Below are 20,195 nucleotides of genomic sequence, written 5' to 3'. Positions count from 1 at the left end.
GCGGTGTTGGCTCAGTGCTATTTCGCTTCGCTGTAAACCCCGGCTTCCAACAGGCGGCGGGAACCCATGTCCATTCCCTGCCGGCGGGTGAAAGGCCCGGCGGTCATTCCACCGTCCACAACCAACATCGCACCGTTGATGTAGCTAGCAGCATCGGACAGTAGCATCAGGGATGCACTTGCCAGCTCTTCCGCCCGGGCAAGGCGACCCAGCGGGATACGGTCCTCGAACACGTTTTCCATGAAGCTAGGCGGAACATTCCGCCGGAGAAGCGGGGTATCGACGGGGCCTGGCGCGATGCCGTTCACCCGGACGTTATGGTGCCCCCACTCGATCGCAAGGTTCTTGACCATTCCGACCACAGCGTGTTTGCTTGCGGTGTAATGCATGCGGCCAGGTTGTCCGCCGAACGAGTTGATCGATCCGATTATGACGATTCTGCCGTCTCGGCGTTCGATCATCCCCTTCACGAATGCCTGGCACGTCGAAAGAACGCCGCCGACGTTGACCGCCATCACGTTGTTCAGTTCCTCCAGCGACAAGTCCTCCGCCCGCGAAGCGCCACCAATGCCGGCAGCCGCGACAATGCCTGAGACATCGCCCAGTTCTGTTTTCACTGTGCTGGCGGCGGCCGCAAGTGTCGCCGGATCTCGGACATCGGCGAGCACACCCAGCACCTTCACCCTGCCGGCTCCAGCGTCTTGAATCTGCTTCGTGGCCATTGCCATCCGCTCTGCGTTCGTCCCTATCACGGCAACGTTCGCGCCGTCGCGAGCTAGTGCCTCGGCTGTAGAGAGCCCGATACCAGAGGTGCCCCCGCTTACCACGACTACCCGTCCTGCAAGTCCATAATTGATCATCTTATCCTCGTCTTTTGTTCTGGTCCGCCTCGCGCAGACCGCGGAGGTCTTTCATTGTTGACGTTTGTGACCTGAGCGCCTCATCAAGGCGTTCCACGGAAGTAACGAGTGTGGAACAATCCGCTCGACCCGAGCTAGGCCGCACATGCGTTCGAGGCACACGCACACCCGAGCGGAGCCTGTCATCCCACATAAGCCTTCTCCAGGCGATCATCCCGCAACAGCGCCGGGGGATCGCTCTCCGAGATCACAAACTCGCCGAGTCGGATGACGTATGCCTGGGTCGAGATGTTCAGGATGCAGACGTTGTGCTCAATGATCATAAAGGCGGTCCCATATCGCTTGTTCAGGATCACGATCGCATCCATGACGTCGTCCATTACCTGGGGTGCCAAGCCGAGAAATGGCTCTTCCAGCAAAACCAGCTTGGGGCGCAACATCATGGCACGAGCGATCGCCACCATCTGGCGCTCCCCACCACTAAGCGTGCCGGCGTTTTGCGACAGTCTTTGCCCTATCCGGGGGAAAACCTCGACTACGCCTTCGATCCTGCGCTGGACCTCGCTCTGGTCGGAGAGGGTGTAGGCTCCGAGCCTCAGGTTCTTCTCGACCGTAAAGTTCCTAAAGAGCCGGCCCTTTTCCGGCACCAGGACGATACCCCTCCTTATGGCATCCGCGACCGTAATGTGGGTGATATCCTCGTCTTCAAAGCGAACAGAGCCGCCCATCTTGGTGACCTTGCCCATGATCGCGCCGAGAACGGTGGATTTGCCCGCACCATTGTGGCCAAGTAGCGTCGCGATGCCGCCCCGCGGGATCGAGATGTCAACGCCATGGACGATTTCCCGCTGGCCATAACCTGCCCTCAGGCCCCTCACCTCAAGCATTTGCATTCCCCCTTGGCGTCAACGGTACGACGGTCGCGCCCTCGGGCGGCTTGGCTAGGTACACCCGCAAAACGTCCGGGTGTTTGCGGATCTCGTCCGGCGTTCCTTCTGCCAGGAATTCACCGTGGTGAAGCACCAGCACGTGCTGGGAGTATTTCAAGACAAGATCCATGTTGTGGTCGCACAGCACGATGCTCTTGTCGTAGTCTCGGGCGATACGTTGTAGCAACTCGCCCATGTGAGCGACGATCGGTCTCGGAAGGCCCGAACCGGGTTCGTCCAGCATGAAAATCTTCGCGTTGGTAGGCAGCATTCTGGCGAGAGCGAGCAGCTTCTGCTGGCCGTACGAGAGGTTTCCTGCCAGCTCGTCGGGACGGTCATCGATGATGCCGACGGACTTCAGGATGCCGAGAGCGCTCGCTATGAACTCACGACGCTGTCGGACGACCGCCCCGGGGGTGAACACAAGACGCCACAGTTTCTCGCCGTACTGGTTCTGAAAGCCAAGAAGTACATTCTCAAGAACGGTCAGTGTCGGGAAGATCTCGACGTCCTGAAAGGACCGGGTTATGCCGAGCTTGACCCGGGCGTACCCGGGTATCGCCGTTATATCCTGACCTTCCAAGAGAACATGGCCGCGGACCGGCCTTTCAAACCCGGACATGATGTTGAGCAGCGTTGACTTGCCTGCCCCGTTCGGCCCAATCAGCCCTGTGACGACGCCCCTCGGCACGTCGAACGTCACATTGGACAATGCGACGAGCCCACCAAAATTACGGCTGATGTTTCGAACCTGAAGAATTGGCGATTTGCTCATCTCAGACCTCCGACTTCTTTTGCCCGAGGAAAGCCAATCCATCTTCAGCCGCTTGGATCGTCTTGTATTTGGATCGACGAAAAATGGGCCGTTCAGGGAACAGGCCCGCGGGTCGCCACATGACGATTCCCACGAGGATCGCACCGTACATCACCCGCTGCAGCGCCCCAATCTGCGACACGGGAAGGCCCGGGATGAGGGTAATCGCCTGCTCGACGACGGTCAGCAGGACCACCGCAACGATCGTCCCGAGAAGGTTGCCTCTACCACCGCCGACAACGAAGATCGTGAAGACGATCGACAGGTAGATGTAGAACATGGAGGGATGTACCGAGCGCGTCAGCCCGGCCAGAAGGCCCCCCGCGAACCCTGTTGCAGCACCGGCGATCGCGAACACCGATATCTTCAGCAGAAAGGTATTCTTCCCGAGGGACTCGATTGACTTCTCCCCGTCGCGCATTCCACGGAGAGCCAAGGCGTATTGTGACCGCTCAAGATAAAGGAGAAATCCGATAATCGCCGCAGCGCTGACGGTTGTCAGGATCATGTAGCTGTTAAGCGTCGTGAACGACACACCGAAAATTTCGGGACGAGGAATGCCGAAAAGCCCGACCGACCCTTCGGTCAGATCCCGCCATTTGAGCAGCGTCTCATAGAGTACCATTTGAAGCGCGAAGGACGAAACGTTGAAGGTGAAGAAGTCCATATGCCGGACCATCACCTGGAAAATGACGGCCAACGCCGCCGCGGCCAAGGCCGCAACGAAGCAGGCTGTGTAGAGATCGAAGCCGGCATTGAGCGCAAGGAGTGACGCGGTATACGCCCCCACCCCCATCATGGCTGCCTCGTAAGCCGAGTATCGTCCAGCCACACCGAGAAGAAGATTCAGCGCCATCGAAACGATCGCATAGATTTCGATTAGCATCACCGTCGTAAGCAGAAAGCGCATGGTTATGCTCCTCCCAAGACCGCCGACGGCGCGGAGGCCGCCGTCGGCAAGGATGTCAGGCGATTGCGTTTATAGCGGTCCCAGGCATCACGCCCGATGAGGTAGCCCATCATGACAGCGAACATCGCGAGTTCTTGGAATTCGGTGGGGAACTTCCATGACCACACGCTTCTGAGCAGACCGAAAAGCACGGCCCATATGGCGACAGCCCGAAAGCTGCCCCTGCCCATGATCGTGATAATCAGGGCATAAAGGAGCATCACAAATCCCTGCGATGGCCTCAATCCCGTGTCGATCAGCATTGACAGGCCGGACAAGGTACCGAGCGCGGCACCGGCGCAATATGCGCCTATCCGCATGCGTGCCGTCCGAATGCCCACAAGCTCAGCCATCTCAGGGTCTTCGATGGTAGCGGCAAACCCCTGCCCGATCCGGGTGCGGTTCAAAAAGAAGTCGAGTCCAAAGCTGATCGCGATGAATAATGCTGCGATCCAGAGTTCGAGCGCTCGGACCCTGACGAAGCCGAAGTCCACGACCTGCAGCAGGTTGTCGTAGACCAATACTTGGGTATCGGGTGAGCCGATCATCTGGACGATGTTTTCGACCAGAAGACTAATGCCGAGACTTGCCATGACGACAGGCATCACCGAGCGAAGCCGTTGATAGACGAATTTGTGGATTGCCACACTCAGAAGCGTTGCAAACGCGAAGGCTGCTGCGAGGGCGATCATTACGCCCACAGGGCCCGCAATCGACATCACAACCCAATTACAGATGTAAGCCGCTGCCACGGAGATGGCCCCGAAAGCGAAATGCATTTCCTTGGTCGCATAGAATATGATGGCAAACCCCAAAGCGGAGATGCCGACTTTGACGCCCGATAGAGCGCCTGTGACCGCTAGTTCGATGAGTAGATCCATGTGAGTAGCCTTTGCGGACATGCCAGCCTCGGGCGAAACAGCCCAAGGCCAAGCTGATGTCGAAAGTTATCGAATGACTGCGGTCAGTTCGTCGCGGGGAAGGTCAGCTTGCCGCCTGCTATGACGAATGGGCTGAGACTTACCTTGAGGATGCCGTGCTCGTCGAAGTTGAAGGTGGTGCTGACTCCGTCCCAGTCCTTGACCGAAACCATGTAATCCCGAATTGCCTTGGGGTCCTCGCCGACCTTCGCAATCGCCTCGCCTGCGAGCATGGCAGCATCGTACGCAAGAGCTTCCGACACCGAGGGGTCACGGTTGGCTTTCGCCTTGAACTTTTCGGAGAAAGCCTTGGCAGCGGGAGACCGGTCCGGGTCGAAGCGCATGGTTACGCCCATCACGCCGTCCAACGACTTGCCTGCCACCTTGAAATTCTCGGGGTCAGCGATAAACGTGTTTGCGAAAATCGGGCGCGTTTGGCCCATCTCGCGAGCCTGGGCCACGGCATAGCCGTTTTCCGGAACGTTTGAGAAAATCACCAGCGCATCTGGGTTTGTCGCGTTGATCTTCAAGAGCTGCGTACGCAGGTCCACGACCGTTTGTTCGTTGGTCTCATGCGCAAGGACTTTTCCGCCCAAGGCCTCGAAGGCTTTGGTGAAAGCATCCGCAAAGGTGATGCCGTTGGCATCGTTTACATTCAAGAGGCCGACGGTTTTCAGACCTTTCTTGTTGTAAATGAGGTCCGCGAGCTGAACCGAGTCATTGTCGGAGAGCGGCGTGCCGGTCACGACCCATTCTCCGAGCGTTTTGATCTTGGGAGAGACGGCTGCGAAGTTGTAGAGCACCCGTTCGCGCTCCGCGGCTGCCGGACCCACCGCAAGGATGATCGGGCTCGCGTTGGCGATTACGACTGGCACATCATAACTGTCGACAAGCTTTTCGAATCCGAGCAGACCGAGCTGAGCCTGCTGTTGGTGATCTTCGTAGTGAACTGTGAGGTCGATAACGCCCTTCTGCTTGAGATCGTCCTGGGCGACGGTGATCGCATTCTGCACACCGATACCGAATTGAGCGGCAAGTCCACTTAGCTGGACAATCACGCCGACCTTTCCGGTTTTCAGTTCCGCAGCATAGCTCGAACCACTCGTAAACAGCGATAACGCGATTGCGCTCGAAATGAGTATTTTCCCGAAGTGCATTGTTTCCTCCCTTTGCTACTTCAACTTCATTCCCGCTCCTCCGCGGGTACGGCAGCGGCGCTTGGGTCACGACAACCGGTGGCGCAGCCTGAATAATGGGGTGACGCATCGTAATTCCGACGCGTCTACCCAGCCCGCGCTCGCCTGTTCGGCGGCCGCGGGTTCTTCCCGTTCCTCTATCGGGGTCGACGAACCTTAGTCCTCACGAGACATAGCAGTGAGGGGAAAACCGGTCTATGCGCCGCTCTTTAGGGTTATGTACTTTTGTTATACCCAAGCCGGCGCAAGTCTGATTCCTGTTGAGCGAGTCGGCGCATTGACGCTCAATTGTCAGTTGGGAGTACGCCTAGTGTTCTCGTGGTATGGCGGGCCGCTATTGGTCTGGCGGCCTCCACCTCGTGCGCTTGTTGACGCTCCAAGGGCTGGGGACGCGAGTCGAAATCCTGAAAGAAGATGAGCCTGTGGAGACGGTAGTGACCAACTTTAACTCGGAACTTCACGCTCGCCCGTCCATTTACTTCAACGGGCCATCGCTCGTCGAACATGTAGCCTACATTCCGACGAGCAATCTGCTGCACGGCTTCCCGACGGTCGCGACGAGAACATTGCCTGATAAGGAAGGAACGCGTGTCCAAATCGAACACCATACTGAGTTTACGACGGTCACCAAAGTCACGCCGTTGAACTTGCTTATAGATGAATGGCCGCAAGAAGCTGCTTTTCCAGATGCTTTCGGGATCGATACATCGTCTATCCATGTCGTTTGCCGGATTGCCGTGCTGGTACTTGATACCGCACCCGCGGACCTCTCACCCGTTTTAAAGCAATACCGATTCGGCGACACAGCCGCATCGTGCGTCGGTGGCGGGGCGGCGCAGGTTTGCTCGGATTTTCAGGTTGGTCCGAACGAAAGCAGCAGGATTTTACTGTTCAACGGCGAATTGAACGCTTACCGCCTTGGTAGAATGGTTCGACGGATCTGCGAGATCGAAACCTATAGGTCGATGGCGCTTCTTGGGCTCCCCGTTGCTCGTCGGCTTGGACCGGCGCTGAAATCCTTTGACGAAAATCTGAACGACCTTACGAACCGGCATTTAAATACCCCTGCGGACGAGCATAAGAAACTTCTCGACGAAATTGCAACGTTGTCCGCGCATGTAATCTCGGCCACAGCGGAGACGCGCAATCGCTTCGGGGCTACCGCAGCGTACGCAACCATCGTTGAAGAGCGCATCGCTGAATTGCGCGAGACACACGTTCCCGGCTTTCAGCGGTTTGGCGTCTTCGTTGCACGGAGGTTCAAACCGGCGGTTCGCACTTGTTCTGCGACAGCACTGCGGCTGGAGCAGCTCTCGCACGCGACGATGCACCTGCTCGACTTGCTTCAAACCCGTATCCAGCTTGAGATCGAATACCAGAACACGGTCCAGATTCGGGCGATGGCAGAACGGGCCGCCGTTCAACTTAAAATCCAGCGTGCGGTCGAAGGGTTTTCGATTATAGCGATAAGCTACTACCTGCTTAGTTTGCTGAAGATGATTACCGAAACACTAGACCATGCCGGTGTCCACCTGGGACCTTACACGATGCTAATTTCGATCCCGGTAGTAATCACGGCAGTTGCGCTGACAGTATTTCGGGTCCGACACGCTCTCGGATAGCCCAGAGCGACGCGTATTCATGAGCCGCCCGAATAACAACTAACGAAAAGCCCGCCTAATATGGACGGGATATCGTTCTTATATCCGGCATGGTTCCCGCGTTAGGTGGCCAGGGGCACCGACCTAAAAGGACCCGCGATTATATCCTTTACACCTGATGCGATCCGACCGATCGCCGAGGAGCCTCCATCCAATGGCGAGATTTTGCAACACTCTGGCATCCCTGCTGCGGGCGAGACCCTTCTCGCGAAATGATGTCACCTCAAGTGCCCGTATCAGCGATCCAACAGTCCAATACATCGAAGACGAACTGACCCGCGAAGAGCTGCGTGGACTTACGACCATTTTTTGGGGAAGGTCGACAGTCCTTGCCATTCTTTCGCTTTGGGCCTTGACCCTGCCCTTCGAGCGCTCAGGCGGCTATCTACTGGCATTGCTGGTTTTCGGCCTTCTTGGTGCATTGCCGCGCCTCCTTGTGAAGCACGGGCTTCAACAGAAAATCATCCTCGCCTTATTCGTCCTTCTCGACGTCTCTGTCCTGACGTTCCTCCTGATCGTGCCTCCCCCGTTCTATGTCGACGACTGGACGCCTCAGATAAATCTGCGCCTGCCGAATTTTCTCTATGTTGGCATCTACATTGTCGGGATGGCTCTCAGCTATTCGCCGTGGTTGGTGCTGCTTTCCGGTTTCATGGCAGCGGTGGCGTGGAGCATCGGCTTCGCTTGGGTCGCCACGCTCCCCGCGTCAGTGCTGTCCAGCTCGCGAAAAACCCTGGATACCGGCATGTCGTCCGAGGCCGTGATAGCAAGCTTCCTTGATCGGAATACCGTCAGCCTCACGATTTGGTACAATCAGCTGCTGTTCATTTTTCTGGTGACGGTGATGCTGACCGTGACGGTCTGGCGATCACGGCAGCTTGTTAGAAAGCAAGTTGCCGCCGAGAGGGAGCGCTCCAATCTGGCCAGGTACTTCTCACCCAATATCGTGAGCGCTCTCTCCAGCGATCTCTCCGACCTCGACCAATCAAGCATCCAGCCCGCGGCCGTCCTGTTCGCAGATATGGTTGGGTTTACCGCGATCTCAGAAAAGTCTTCGCCAAACGAAATCATGGTGTTGTTAAGGGCTTTTCACAGCCGTCTTGCCAAGGTGACTTTTCAACACGGGGGCACCGTCGACAAATATATCGGTGACTCGATCATGGTTCACTTCGGCACGCCCGAACCGCGAAACGACGATCCAGTCCGGGCTTTGGCTTGCGCGGAAGCCATGGTCGGCGAGATCGAGAACTGGAACGAGGAACGGAAGGCCGAAGGTCTAGCGCCCATTCAGATCGGTATTGGCCTGCACTATGGAGAGGTGGTTGTAGGCAACACCGGCCACACCCGCCGGCTGGAATATACGGTTCTCGGCGACACCGTGAACATCGCGAGCAGGCTTGAGCGCCTCACGAGGGGAACGCCGTCCCATGTGATGGTCAGCAACGATCTCGTGTCGGCGGTCAATTCCCGCGGGGTGGACCCAACAGACATCATGCCCGGCCTGTATCCCGACACCTCTCGTCGGGTTCGTGGCCGAGCAGCCCCAATTGCTGTATGGTGTCGGGCGGCAAATGCATGACCATCACGCATGCGTGAAATGAGTTCAGTGGCGCTTTTTAGAAAGCAGATAGTATAATCCTTCTTACAATATGAGAAGGATTCATAAGTGGCTCGCGAATCTATCAGTGATTTGAATGCATTTGCCGTGGTTGCGCGAGAGCAAAGCTTTACGCGAGCAGCAGCGAAAGTCGGGGTATCGCAGTCAGCGCTCAGCCATACCATAAAACAACTTGAAGCGAGGCTCGGCGTCCGCCTGCTGACCCGTACAACTCGAGCTGTTTCGCTCACTGAAGCCGGAGAGCGGCTGCTCGATGGCATCGGACCGCATCTGGATGAGATCGATGCCCACGTGGAGGCGCTGAGTGCCCTCCGTGACAAACCAGCTGGGACCATCCGCCTTACAGCGGCCGACTATGCTATCACCCACGTTCTCTGGCCCAAGCTGAGGAAATTTCTTCCTCAGTATCCTGACATCAGGGTTGAATTGATCCTCGACAACGGCCTGACGGATATAGTCAAGGAGCGATATGATGCCGGCGTCCGCATGGGTGAGCATCTCGCGAAAGATATGATTTCCGCGCGGATTGGACCCGATTTCAGCCTCGCCGTCGTTGGGTCACCCTCTTATTTCAAGGAGCATGGAGTGCCGACGCACCCAAAGGAGCTTGTTGGCCACACCTGCATTAATTTTCGCCTCCCCAGCTCCGGCGGTCTTTACGTCTGGGAATTTGAGGAAAACGGGCAAGAAATTAAAATACGGGTCGACGGGCAGCTGACATTCAATAACATATTCAATGCGCTCGAGGCGGCGGTAGACGGCTTTGGCATGGCTTACATCCCCTTGGAGATCGTTCAGCCTCTCGTAGATGAGGGTAAGCTCGAGCACGTGCTTCAAGAGTTCTCTCCCCCATGGGACGGCTACTACCTCTATTATCCGAGCCGCCGCCAGTCCTCCCCCGCGTTCGCGGCGTTGCTCGATGCATTGCGGCATCGATCTTGAGCTTTACCTGATCGGCCTTTGGTCCCCTGATCGAGGGTGAGGTTCATCGGACCGTCTCCAGATCGCCATCAGCATGTGGGTGAGAATGGCGCTCAGCGTATACACTGCCAGCCAATGGCCGAAGAACGGTGTGACAGAGGCGGTAAAATCCCAGAAGTCCAAGCTGTAATTGAACGTCAGCTTCGTCCAGACCCCGAGGGTTTGAATACTCGCCAGCCCCTGCAGGGCAAAGGCAGCACCCATTGCCAAGAGGACAGCTCTCAGTACCGGGCTCGTCTGCTTGACACCCAAAAGGTTCAGTAAGCTCGTTCGCAAACGCTCCCAATGCAGACCCACGTGGATGCCGGTGACGATGATGACCCAGTAGGCAGCGAACCAGTGTATTTCTCTCAGGTAGACAGAATCCGGTATGGGCAACCAGGCAAAGACCGACTTCGAAATAACCACACTGGTGACGAGGAGGACGCCCATGTTTACAAGGAGACCAGCATGAAGGAACACGCGGACTGCCCGTCTCGCATCGTATTTGCCACGCGTCAGGTTCTTAAACCAAGTCCGGTTCACGTAGACGTGCCAGCAGAGCAACACAAACAGCCCTGTTCCGAAGACTTCGTGGGGCAGATTGTCCAGCCACCAATAGGCAAGCGAGAGAAGCAACAACGCGAGCATAAACGACGGCAGCAACACGCGCTGCGAAAGGAAGCTTTTGACCATGGGAATGACACGCCTCTGTGCGATCACTTGAACGACAGCGCGTCGGTGAACGTGAACATGAACTGGCGATCGTCGCGCGAACGATGGCACGAGTAGCACTGAGCTACGTTCTCATCGGCCTTGATAGACTTGTCCGGCCAGAACCACTGATACGCCCAATCAGCCGAGCCCTCGCCCATTTTTTGCGCGATGAGATAGCGGTGCAGCACATCACTCTGATAATCGACCAATACCACATGCGTCCCGACCGCCACCGGCTGGCCAGCCTCGATTGCAGCAAGAGCCTCGGGGTTGGTGAGCATGTGTTCTCTTGTCACGCCGCGCCGCACGGTGGTGTAGTGGACAAGCTGATCCAATGGGGGAAAGGTGACGGCGTTTTCTGCAGCGGAAGCTGGCGTGGTTTCATTGATGGCGGGGCCAGCGCTATAGCCTACTGCGAAAACGACAAAACCAACAGCGACAGCACAGGCCAAGCCCGCAGAAGTCTTACGTGGCATCCAATAAATCCTTTCGTTGCCGGTCCTCCCCACCGAACAAGATTCCAAAAATAAAGACCACTCGCTCCCGTGCGACCGGAGGCGACCAGACAACAAATAGCAAAGACAACGGGCTAGGATTAGAGCCCACAACCGTTTGACGTTATGAGGTTATTTCATCAATCGGCAGAGAAAACGCGGAGCGCTCGAACGAGAAGAAGCAAGCCTGTTATTTTCCCGCGTTCGGCATTTGCAGCACTCCAAGGCCTCCGTGGCGACAACGGTGCCCGTGCGATAATTTCGCGGTCTAATCTCGACGTAATCGACGTCGAGATCGGCGTGAGCGCAAAGATGGACATCGACACCACAGAGCAGCTATTTGCTTTTGGCGCGCAGCCGGAAGCCAACTGATCGCAGAGATCCGGGACCCCGTCGCACGCTGCACGGACAATGGTCTTTGCACCGCTCGCACGAAAAACCCCAATTAGCGTGTCGAGGTCCTCTGCTTTCAGTAGCGGCATGTCTGCAAGCATGATCATGATGCCATCGGGATCGAAATCGGCGGCGCGCTGGACGCCGAGCATGATTGGAGATTTCTTGCGACGCTCAGTTCGAGCCCCGCGATCTCAGCCTCGATGTCAGGGCCTCGATATCCGGTCACGACTACGACCGAGCCACTCTCGCAACCCGTCGCGGCCAAAGCAGCCAAGCGAACCAGGGACACGCCAACGAAATCGCGCTAGGAGCTTGTGTCCGGCACGCTCCATTCTGCTCGATCTACCCGCCGCTAACGCGTAAAGCACCATGGCACCAATCCAGAATGCGCCGCCTTCGGTTGCGGTCGTTATCCTAGATGGACAAGCGGGTAGCTGCAACGTCGGCCAAGATGGACAGGGCAAGTGAGTTGGCGTCGCGAGTAGGTCCGAACAAGCCGATCGGCGCTTTTATCCGACGGATTTGCGCCTTCGAGAACCCGGAAGCGTCGAGCCTATCGACTCTTTTTCGATGTGTGCGTGTGCTTCCCAAAGCACCGATGTACACTGCGTCAGAGCGCAGCGCCGCATGCAGCACTGCCTCCTCCGCATCGAGGTCGTGATGGAGGAGAACCACGGCGGTATATTGATCGATATCGGGCAGTTCTCTCTTCATGTATGTGACGACCTCATACCCGGATGAACTGGCAAGAGCTGAAACCCGCTCGACCTCTACACTCTGACCCGAGATCACAACGCGCGTGCGGGGCCGATAGACCGTTGAGAAGACGCCATCAACATAGCCGGCCCTTTCCGGCGGGTTAGCCATCTCAAGCTGTTCTAGTGACCTCGAGTAGCGCAGGCCGGCACTCCGGCGGTGATCAAGCTCCGTAAGAACCTGGCTTAATACCCTAGCGTCGCACAGCACGTGAATCGACACCGTGATCCCGCCGCCACACGGCAGGACAATATCGAAAAAGGGCGAGCCTTCTCCGTATTCTACCTCGCGGTCTTTGCCTGCGCTGAGCGCGTCGAGCGCCTCGGAAGCAACCGCAGCCTCAATGCAGCCGCCAGATACATAGCCACAGAACCGTCCGTCGGCCGCAATGGCGACATGGGAGCCGAGTGCGCGTGCAGCTCCTCCCCGGATTTCGACCAGGGTGGCAAGCGCCACCCTGCCCCGTGTAAGCTCCCTTATCGCAAAGCGAAATATCTCTTCCATATCATCAGTGAGCAACGATCGAACCGGCGTCGGCCTCACCGCAGCTTCGCTGACCTCGTGCGAATAAATATCCGGCAGCGCGGTTATATCCTCATGCAACATCCGGCAACCCGCCTATGATTTTATCCAGGGTCATAGGATAGTGACGCACTCTCAATCCCGTGGCGTTGTAGATCGCATTCGCGACGGCCGCCGAGACACCGCAGAGCCCAAGTTCGCCAACGCCTTTGGCTTTCATCGGCGACGACATCGGGTCTGCCTCTTCCATGAACATCACCTCCTGGTGGGGAATGTCGGCGTGGACGGGGACTTCGTAGCCAGCGAGATCGTGGTTGACGAAGAAACCCTGCTTGGTATCGACCACCAGCTCTTCCGACAGGGCTCCACCCACGCCCATCGTCATTGCCCCGATTACCTGGCTGCGAGCAGTTATGGGGTTTAGAATTCGGCCGGCGGCGCAGACTGCCAGCATGCGCCGAATGCGCGTTTCACCTGTTGCGACGTCGACGCCGACTTCCACGAAGTGGGCACCGAAGGTCGACTGTTGGTGCGTGTCAGCTAGATCGCCCCATTCCATATTGTCTTCGCCGACCAGCCCGTCGGGACCGGCTGCTTCGGCGAGCGCGACGGAACGGTTGCCCGATCGTACCTGTCCATCCTCGAACACAACATCATCCGTGTTGAAGCCGAGTTTCTGTGCGACCGCCTCACGGAGCTTGACGCACGCGGCATAGACGCCCGAGGTGGAACAGTTCGCTCCGAACTGCCCGCCTGATCCCGCCGAAACCGGAAAGCGGGAATCACCAAGCTGAACAGCCACACGATCCACCGGGAGGCCAAGCATCTCAGCCGCCGTCTGCGCGATGATGGTGTAGCTGCCGGTCCCAATATCCGTCATGTCGGTTTCGACCGTTGCGATCCCGTCCGCGCCAAGGCGAACCCGCGCCGCCGACGGGAGGAGAAGGTTGTTCCGAAAAGCGGCTGCAACACCCAAGCCGATGAGCCAGTTTCCTTCTCGCCGAGAACCCGGCTTTCCACGCCGGTCCCAACCGAACCGTTCCGCCCCGAGCTTGAGACAGCCGACCAGGTTCCGCTGTGTGAACGGACGCTCGGGCTTCTCAGGATCGACTTGAGTATCGTTGAGAATACGGAATTCGACAGGGTCGATGCCCACCTTTTCGGCAATCTCGTCGATTGCGATCTCCAGGGCCATCAATCCGGGTGCTTCGCCCGGCGCTCGCATCGCATTGCCTTCCGGCAGATCAAGCGTCGCCAACCTCATAGCCGTCATGCGGTTCTCGCCGGCGTAAAGCAGCCTGGTTTGATTGACTGCCGTTTCCAGCTGGCCTCCCTTCTGGTCGCCCGACCAGCTCTCATGAGCGATCGCGGTGATTTTCCCGTCCTGGGTCGTGCCGATGCGGATACGCTGGATCGTCGCTGGCCGATGCGTGGTGTTGTTCGGCATGAAAGGACGCGGGAGCGCGACCTTGACCGGTCTGCCTGCAGCCTTCGCTCCGAAGACGGCCAGCACGGCATCGGCTCGCAGAAACAACTTCCCTCCAAACCCGCCACCAATGAAGGGCGACATCAGATGGATATTTTCTTTGTCGATCCCGACTGTGGTTGCGAGATCGGATCGCCACCAATCAATCATCTGGCTGGAAGTCCACACGGTCACCTTATCGCCGTCCCAAGCCGCGATCGAGGCGTGGGGCTCCATCATCGAGTGGGACTGGTCGGGGGTCGTATAGGACTGATCCAAAGTCAGGGCTGCGTTCTTGAAGGCCCCCTCGAAGTCACCGACCGCTGTGTCGGGCTGCTGCTTCTCGTCAGGTTTGACCGCGCCATCCTTGGCCTTCGCCAAGTCGAAACTGCCCACCGCGGTTTCGTAATCGACTTTGATGAGCGAAGCGGCAGCGCGCGCCTGCTCAAAGGTTTCAGCGACAACGACTGCTACGGCCTGGTGGTAGTGCTGGACTTCATCGCCTCCGAAGAGATTGGCCGTATTGAACTTGCCCTTTTCGCGCTTGCCCACGTCCAGGGTGGTGACAACGGCCAGAACGCCGGGAGATCGCTTTGCGGCGTCGGTGTTCATTGACCGAATACGGCCCTTGGCGATCGAGGCCCCAACGGGATAACCGTAGGCATAGGGGAATTTCGGATCATGCCACTCATAGGCATACATCGCTCGGCCAGTTGTCTTGAGCTGCCCGTCAATGCGAGGAATAGGCTGTCCCACGACTTTCAGCTGATCGATGGGATTGCTGCTTGCTGGTGTGTCGAATTTCATGGTCGTTATCCCCTTGCCTCTGCGATCACCGCGCCGATCGTTCGTTCCACGAGGGTCACCTTGAAGCGATTTTGCTCCGTTGGGCGTGCGTCGACGAGGAGTGCTGCGCTCGCGGCTTTTGCCCCGCTCTTCAGCTGCTGGTCTCCTGACGATGTGCGCCACGGCTTGTGAGCTATGCCGCCGACGGCAACGCGGCCGGTGCCATCCGGCTGGATCACCGCGGCCACCGACACGAGCGCAAACGCGTAGGAAGCGCGATCGCGCACTTTGCGATAGACATGCTTGCCGCCGATCGGCTTGGGCAGCGTTACTGCAGTTATGAACTCGCCCGGCTCAAGTACCGTCTCGATGTGGGGCGTATCCCCCGGCAGCCGGTGGAAGTCTGCGATCGGGACTGCCCGGGTGCTGCCGTCGCCCTTGACCGTTTCAACGGTCGCGTCGAGCGCCCGCATTGCCACCGCCATGTCGCTGGGATGGGTGGCGATACAGGATTGGCTGATTCCAACGACTGCATGCTGGCGGGAGAACCCACCGAGTGCAGAACATCCACTGCCCGGCTGCCTTTTGTTGCACGGTTGATTGGTGTCGTAGAAATACGGACAGCGTGTGCGTTGCAGGAGGTTGCCTGCCGTGGTGGCCTTATTTCGCAACTGACCGGACGCGCCGGCGACCAGCGCCCGGGTAAGGAGACCGTAGTCGCGACGCACAGCCTCATCAGCCGCCAGATCGGTGTTGCGGACCAAAGCGCCGATGCGTAGGCCGCCCTCTGGTGTTTTCTCGATCTTGTCGAGCCCCACGCCGTTGACGTCAATGAGATGTGGGGGGTGCTCGATCTCGAGTTTCATCAAGTCCAGGAGATTGGTACCGCCAGCGATGAATTTCGCTTCCGGATTGGCTGCTGCCGCTTTCGCTGCAGCCTGTACCGTCGTGGCTCGCTCATAGGTGAAGGGTCTCATGCCTTGATCCCCCCAACTTCAGAGATTGCGTCGAGAATGTTGGAATACGCGCCGCATCGACAGATATTTCCACTCATGCGCTCCCTGACCTCCGCAACGGTGAGTTCTACCCTTGCCGAGATGTCTGAGGTCACGTGACTGGGGATATTCGACTTGATCTCCTCAAGCACGGCCACGGAAGAACAGATCTGACCGGGCGTACAGTATCCACACTGAAAGCCGTCGTGTTTGACGAAGGCGGCCTGCATGGGGTGAAGGGCACCAGGCTGTCCGAGGCCCTCGATGGTGGTGACCTCGTCACCGTCGTGCATCACAGCCAATGTCAAGCACGAATTGATCCGGCGTCCGTCGACCATCACGGTGCATGCCCCGCACTGACCGTGATCGCAGCCTTTCTTCGTGCCAGTTAGGTGAAGGTGCTCGCGCAGGGCGTCGAGCAAGGTCGTGCGATTGTCAACTTCGAGATCGCGCGTCTCGCCGTTCACTTTGAAGGAAACACTTGTCTTAAAATCCATTTCTTTCCCCGAGGACTGTGCAGCTGCTCCTTTTGCAGCCACTCCCGTGACGGCGATTGCCGCCGCCGAGGAGACAAGCAACTCCCGACGCGAAAGTTCCAAATGTGAGTGATCTCTCATCTCCAGCTCCATTCGTTGCTGATGGCCTGGCGCATTCCGAGAAACGCCGTCTTCCAACGTAGGGCAGCTCAAAAAGATGATTAGGTGCGATATCTTGCTAACGGTTATCGAACACGCTCATAAATCAAGACGTGAGCATATGCGATCCGGTGATGCCCCGGGATGCTCACCGGATGAGCCAACCCCCGTCAGCCGTATAGAGCGCCCGCCCCGTGAACGAAGCTCGCCTCATCGCCTGCGAGGAAGAGCGCGAAGCTCGCGTTTTCGGAAGCTTTCGCCATTCTGCCTGCCGGGACTTGTCGAATCCCTGCATGACTGCGGAGTCGGGATCGGCGTCCAGCCCCTCGGTTATACCTGTCTCGACTGCTTCTGCCGCGATCGCGTTGACCCTGATCCCAAAGCTCGTCAGCTCGTAAGCCATTCGCCTCGTCAAGCCGAAGATCCCATGTTTGGCGGCGGTGTAAATCGTTCCGCCCCGTTGGCAGTAAACGACGAAATGGAAGCTATATTGACGATCGCTCCATGGTGTCCCTCAAGGATCGAAGGTAGCAAAGCTCTCGACGCCATCCACGTTCCCTCGAGGTTGACACCGACGATGCGATCCCAGAGCTGCTCGTCACGTTCCAGAATTCCGACTAGTCATCGTGGATGCTGGCTTTGTGGACGAGAATATCGATCGAGCCGAAAGACGCGAGGGTCTCGGCGGTAGCGTTGTGGATAGCGGCGGATCGAGAGACATCGACAGTACAAGCGATCGCATCGCCACCTGCATCGCGGATTTCGAGAGCCACGGCGTCTGCGCCTCCCTGATCGATGTCCCAGACCGCCACTCGCGCTCACTCAGCCGCGAACCGTAGTGCGATCGCGCGTCCTGTTCCAGACGCCGCACCTGTGACTAAAGCCTCCTTTCACTTAGCCGCTGCTGATTGTGGATTACGTCCGGCGATTCGAGTTCATGGCGTTGTTCCTAAGATGGCCGATCGGCAATGCACGAGTTGGATATCGTGCCCGTCCTGTTCCGTGGGAGCGTGCCCGGGCACACCAAAGTCATCCGTCCAGCTTGATGTTCAGCGAACGGATCAAGGGCTGCCAGGTGGCTTTATCGCTTGCCCATCTCTGAGTCATGGTCTCGGGATCGCTAGGAGGCATATCGAGACCAAGCTCAGCGTACCGGGTCTTCACCAGTGGGTCTTGCAATGCCTTGCCGAGTGCCTGGGACAGGGTAGCGACCACGTCATCCGGTGTGGCCTTGGGTACGATCAGCGAGTGCCAAGCCCCAGCAGAGAAGCCGGATACGCCCTGCTCCGCCATGGTCGGAACGTCCGGAAGCACAGTCAGACGCTTTTCCGAAAAGACCGCAATCGCTCGGATTTTGCCGTCTTTGATCTGGGAATTGGCCGTCGTGTAGTCGATCACGATGCTGTCGACGATGCCAGCGAGGACGTCGTTCAACGCAGGAGCCATGCCCTTATAGGCGACGTGCTTGAGGTTCACTTTCGCATCGCGGGCCAGACGCTCCATCGCGAGATGGAGCGGCGTTCCTATCCCCGGGCTGGCATAAAGAAGAGGTTCAGAAGCGCCCTTGGCCTTATCCAGGTATTCTGCAGCCGTTTTGATCGGCGAGCTACTTGGAACACAGAGAAGCAGATTGATCCCCGCATACATGCCTACCGCGCGGAAGTCGCGGTCGGGGTCATACTGGATTTTTGGATAAACCACAGGATTGATGATCAGCGTTCCGTTGTCAGCGCTCCCCACGGTGTAACCGTCAGCTGGAGACCCGGCTAAGGCAGTCGCCCCGACCGAGCTGCCCGCTCCGGGCCGATTGTCGACGACGATCGGTTTTCCAAGAGCCTCTGACATTGGATGGCCGACAAGACGGGCGACGGTGTCGGTAGCTCCCCCCGGCGGAAAACCCACGATCCACTTTATGGGTTTGTCCGGGTAGGCCGCCCAGGCTGGACCTGACACCGCCAGGGTTGCGGCGGTTGCCGCTCCGGTCATCAGGAACCGGCGTCTCGTGATTTCAAACTTTGGCATGCTGCTCTCCTCCCATTGAGATACACGGCTGTTCCGATTTCCGGGACGATCCACCGCCCCGGGAGAAACCCGCGTCGCGGGCTATGCTGACTTTTTGCGTGCTACATTGACGTTGGAAACGGCGGTCGCCACGACCTTGCGCACGTCACGGACTCTTTCGAGCGCTTTCAGCGAGCTGCAAAGCTCAGAGATCGCTTCATCCGACAGCGGCGAGACCGCCGCACGAGCGCAGGAGCCGAACTTGTGGAAGAGTTGTTCCCAGGTCATCGGCAGCTCGACCGACCCCGGCACTCTCGATCCCAGACGCGAGATGCTGGTGCCATCTGCGAGCAGCACTTCGATTTTTCCGTCGGGCAGTTTCGACGTCCAGTTATAGCTGCTGTCGGGGACCGGCACGACTTTGCGGGCCAGAGCGAGGACCGTAGGGTCCTTCAATGCTTCGCTCGTGAAGTCCCCGACCTCCATCTGACCCTTTGCCAATGCGAGGGCAACGAGGAACGGCAGGCTGAACTTTGCATCGACAAGCGTGTTTGGAACCTGCCGCTCCGCCAAAGGCGAGCACATCCTTTGCTGGAAGTCGCCGACGAAGACTTTCACTTCGGCAACTTGATCCAGCGCGACGCTGTTTTCCTTCATCAACTCGATTGCCGCGTGAATGTAGGTGTGGGCATTCCCGACAGCCGGCCAATATTTATAGGTCATTCCTCCACTGAGGTATTCCTTGCCGAGGTTGGCGACCATCTTGTCGCGATCGTACTCACCCTTAAAATAGACCTTGAAGACACCCGCCTCTCCTTCGAAGAGGTTACGGATGCCCGTCATACCCCGCGCGGCGAGCCTGACGGCGTTGACGCTAGCCTGCGAGCTGAACCCGGCGTACATGCCCCTAAGGTCGCTTCCGAGCCCGAAAATTTGCTCCATCGTTCCGCTGGACTGCAGGCTGGCGATGCCGAGCGCGTTGGCCAGCTGCGTCGGATCGAGCTTGAAGATCGAACCGCCTGCCGCTGTCGCGGAGAAGCAGCCAACGACCGTCGAGAGGTTCCAGTCCATATGCCAACCGACATTGCAGCGAAGACGAATGAAAATCTCCTGCCCGATGGCGACCGCGGTGATCAGCTCCTCCCCCGTCACGCCCCCGCGCAGTTCCGCCAGTGCGAGCACGGTCGGAACGATCGAGCTGTCGGCGTGTGCCCCCCACGGTGTCTGACTGTCAAAGTCAAGACCGTGCGCCAGCGCGCCGTTGGCGAAGGCCGCAGCGCCGGCCGGAACGCGGTCGCCGTATCCCAGAATGGTCGCCTCGCCTTTGCCGCCGCTTTCTTGAACCAGTTCGATAATAGGCCGTACCGCAGGCTCCATGCCACTCGCAGCAAGCATGACGCCGATCGTATCCAGGACACTTTTCTTCGCGGCTTCGACCGCGGCTGGCGGCAGATCGGCGAACCTGGTGTTTGCGGCGAATTCGGCAAGCTGCTGCGAAAGGTCGGCAGTGATGGTCATTTC

Annotated in this window: 20 protein-coding genes; 3 read left to right on the top strand and 17 right to left on the bottom strand. The window is 58.1% G+C overall.

All coding sequences use genetic code 11. The features are described 5' to 3' along the window. Positions 1–17: 17 nt before the first annotated feature. From ASC97_RS19535 to ASC97_RS19510, 6 genes are all read right to left on the bottom strand, one after another. Positions 18–860 (bottom strand): SDR family NAD(P)-dependent oxidoreductase, encoded by an 843-nt coding sequence (locus ASC97_RS19535; protein ID WP_082530080.1) that lies wholly within the window; start codon positions 858–860, stop codon positions 18–20. Positions 861–1,042: 182 nt separating this feature from the next. Then, on the bottom strand, positions 1,043–1,747 hold the full coding sequence (locus tag ASC97_RS19530; RefSeq protein WP_057470018.1) for an ABC transporter ATP-binding protein: 705 nt from the start codon (positions 1,745–1,747) through the stop codon (positions 1,043–1,045). Continuing rightward, entirely contained in the window at positions 1,740–2,564 is an 825-nt protein-coding gene (locus ASC97_RS19525; RefSeq protein WP_057470017.1) for an ABC transporter ATP-binding protein, read from the bottom strand. Before ASC97_RS19525 ends, ASC97_RS19530 begins: the two co-directional genes overlap by 8 nt. Before the next feature lies 1 nt (position 2,565). Continuing rightward, the gene (locus ASC97_RS19520) at positions 2,566–3,513 is read right to left on the bottom strand and encodes a branched-chain amino acid ABC transporter permease (protein WP_057470016.1); all 948 of its coding nucleotides are present in this window, start codon (positions 3,511–3,513) and stop codon (positions 2,566–2,568) included. A gap of 2 nt (positions 3,514–3,515) precedes the next feature. Further along, on the bottom strand, positions 3,516–4,433 hold the full coding sequence (locus ASC97_RS19515; protein WP_057470015.1) for a branched-chain amino acid ABC transporter permease: 918 nt from the start codon (positions 4,431–4,433) through the stop codon (positions 3,516–3,518). 83 nt (positions 4,434–4,516) lie between these two features. Then, on the bottom strand, positions 4,517–5,629 hold the full coding sequence (locus ASC97_RS19510) for an ABC transporter substrate-binding protein (protein WP_057470014.1): 1,113 nt from the start codon (positions 5,627–5,629) through the stop codon (positions 4,517–4,519). Positions 5,630–6,102: 473 nt separating this feature from the next. On the opposite strand from ASC97_RS19510, the gene ASC97_RS19505 reads away from it, so the two are divergent. The 3 genes from ASC97_RS19505 to ASC97_RS19495 all read left to right on the top strand — a co-directional run bounded on the left by ASC97_RS19505 (position 6,103) and on the right by ASC97_RS19495 (position 9,889). After that, on the top strand, positions 6,103–7,290 hold the full coding sequence (locus ASC97_RS19505; RefSeq protein ID WP_244481532.1) for a DUF3422 domain-containing protein: 1,188 nt from the start codon (positions 6,103–6,105) through the stop codon (positions 7,288–7,290). Positions 7,291–7,681: 391 nt separating this feature from the next. Then, positions 7,682–8,908, top strand: a complete 1,227-nt coding sequence (locus ASC97_RS19500; protein ID WP_244481531.1) for an adenylate/guanylate cyclase domain-containing protein — start codon at positions 7,682–7,684, stop codon at positions 8,906–8,908. Between the two features lie 87 nt (positions 8,909–8,995). Beyond that, on the top strand, positions 8,996–9,889 hold the full coding sequence (locus ASC97_RS19495; RefSeq protein WP_057470012.1) for a LysR family transcriptional regulator: 894 nt from the start codon (positions 8,996–8,998) through the stop codon (positions 9,887–9,889). Between the two features lie 3 nt (positions 9,890–9,892). On the opposite strand, the gene ASC97_RS19490 is transcribed toward ASC97_RS19495, so the two are convergent. The 11 genes from ASC97_RS19490 to ASC97_RS19445 form a co-directional block, all read right to left on the bottom strand. Then, positions 9,893–10,603 (bottom strand): DUF4405 domain-containing protein, encoded by a 711-nt coding sequence (locus ASC97_RS19490; RefSeq protein WP_057470011.1) that lies wholly within the window; start codon positions 10,601–10,603, stop codon positions 9,893–9,895. A 23-nt stretch (positions 10,604–10,626) separates the two neighbouring features. Continuing rightward, a complete protein-coding gene (locus ASC97_RS19485) occupies positions 10,627–11,100 on the bottom strand; it encodes a hypothetical protein (protein ID WP_057470010.1) in 474 nt (157 codons plus the stop codon). A gap of 828 nt (positions 11,101–11,928) precedes the next feature. Beyond that, positions 11,929–12,876 (bottom strand): XdhC family protein, encoded by a 948-nt coding sequence (locus tag ASC97_RS19475; RefSeq protein ID WP_057470008.1) that lies wholly within the window; start codon positions 12,874–12,876, stop codon positions 11,929–11,931. Further along, positions 12,866–15,064 (bottom strand): aldehyde oxidoreductase molybdenum-binding subunit PaoC, encoded by a 2,199-nt coding sequence (gene paoC / locus ASC97_RS19470; RefSeq protein ID WP_057470007.1) that lies wholly within the window; start codon positions 15,062–15,064, stop codon positions 12,866–12,868. The genes ASC97_RS19475 and paoC overlap by 11 nt, the downstream gene beginning before the upstream one ends. 5 nt (positions 15,065–15,069) lie before the next feature. Then, positions 15,070–16,020, bottom strand: coding sequence for an FAD binding domain-containing protein (locus ASC97_RS19465; protein ID WP_057470006.1), 951 nt, complete (start codon positions 16,018–16,020; stop codon positions 15,070–15,072). After that, complete coding sequence (paoA, locus tag ASC97_RS19460; protein WP_057470030.1) at positions 16,017–16,655, bottom strand: aldehyde dehydrogenase iron-sulfur subunit PaoA; 639 nt, start codon at positions 16,653–16,655, stop codon at positions 16,017–16,019. The genes ASC97_RS19465 and paoA overlap by 4 nt, the downstream gene beginning before the upstream one ends. A gap of 166 nt (positions 16,656–16,821) precedes the next feature. Then, entirely contained in the window at positions 16,822–17,121 is a 300-nt protein-coding gene (locus ASC97_RS35955) for an SDR family oxidoreductase (protein ID WP_274534161.1), read from the bottom strand. Next, positions 17,085–17,282, bottom strand: coding sequence for an SDR family NAD(P)-dependent oxidoreductase (locus tag ASC97_RS36290; RefSeq protein ID WP_443216759.1), 198 nt, complete (start codon positions 17,280–17,282; stop codon positions 17,085–17,087). The genes ASC97_RS35955 and ASC97_RS36290 overlap by 37 nt, the downstream gene beginning before the upstream one ends. A gap of 8 nt (positions 17,283–17,290) precedes the next feature. Further along, positions 17,291–17,485, bottom strand: a complete 195-nt coding sequence (locus ASC97_RS35950) for an SDR family NAD(P)-dependent oxidoreductase (protein WP_200959506.1) — start codon at positions 17,483–17,485, stop codon at positions 17,291–17,293. A 217-nt stretch (positions 17,486–17,702) separates the two neighbouring features. Then, positions 17,703–18,695 (bottom strand): Bug family tripartite tricarboxylate transporter substrate binding protein, encoded by a 993-nt coding sequence (locus ASC97_RS19450; protein ID WP_057470005.1) that lies wholly within the window; start codon positions 18,693–18,695, stop codon positions 17,703–17,705. A gap of 81 nt (positions 18,696–18,776) precedes the next feature. After that, entirely contained in the window at positions 18,777–20,192 is a 1,416-nt protein-coding gene (locus tag ASC97_RS19445) for an MmgE/PrpD family protein (RefSeq protein WP_057470004.1), read from the bottom strand. Positions 20,193–20,195: the final 3 nt, after the last annotated feature.

The organism is Rhizobium sp. Root1203 (genome assembly GCF_001424945.1).
Taxonomy (GTDB): Bacteria; Pseudomonadota; Alphaproteobacteria; order Rhizobiales; family Rhizobiaceae; genus Rhizobium.
This window is presented reverse-complemented; position numbering and strand designations above follow the sequence as displayed.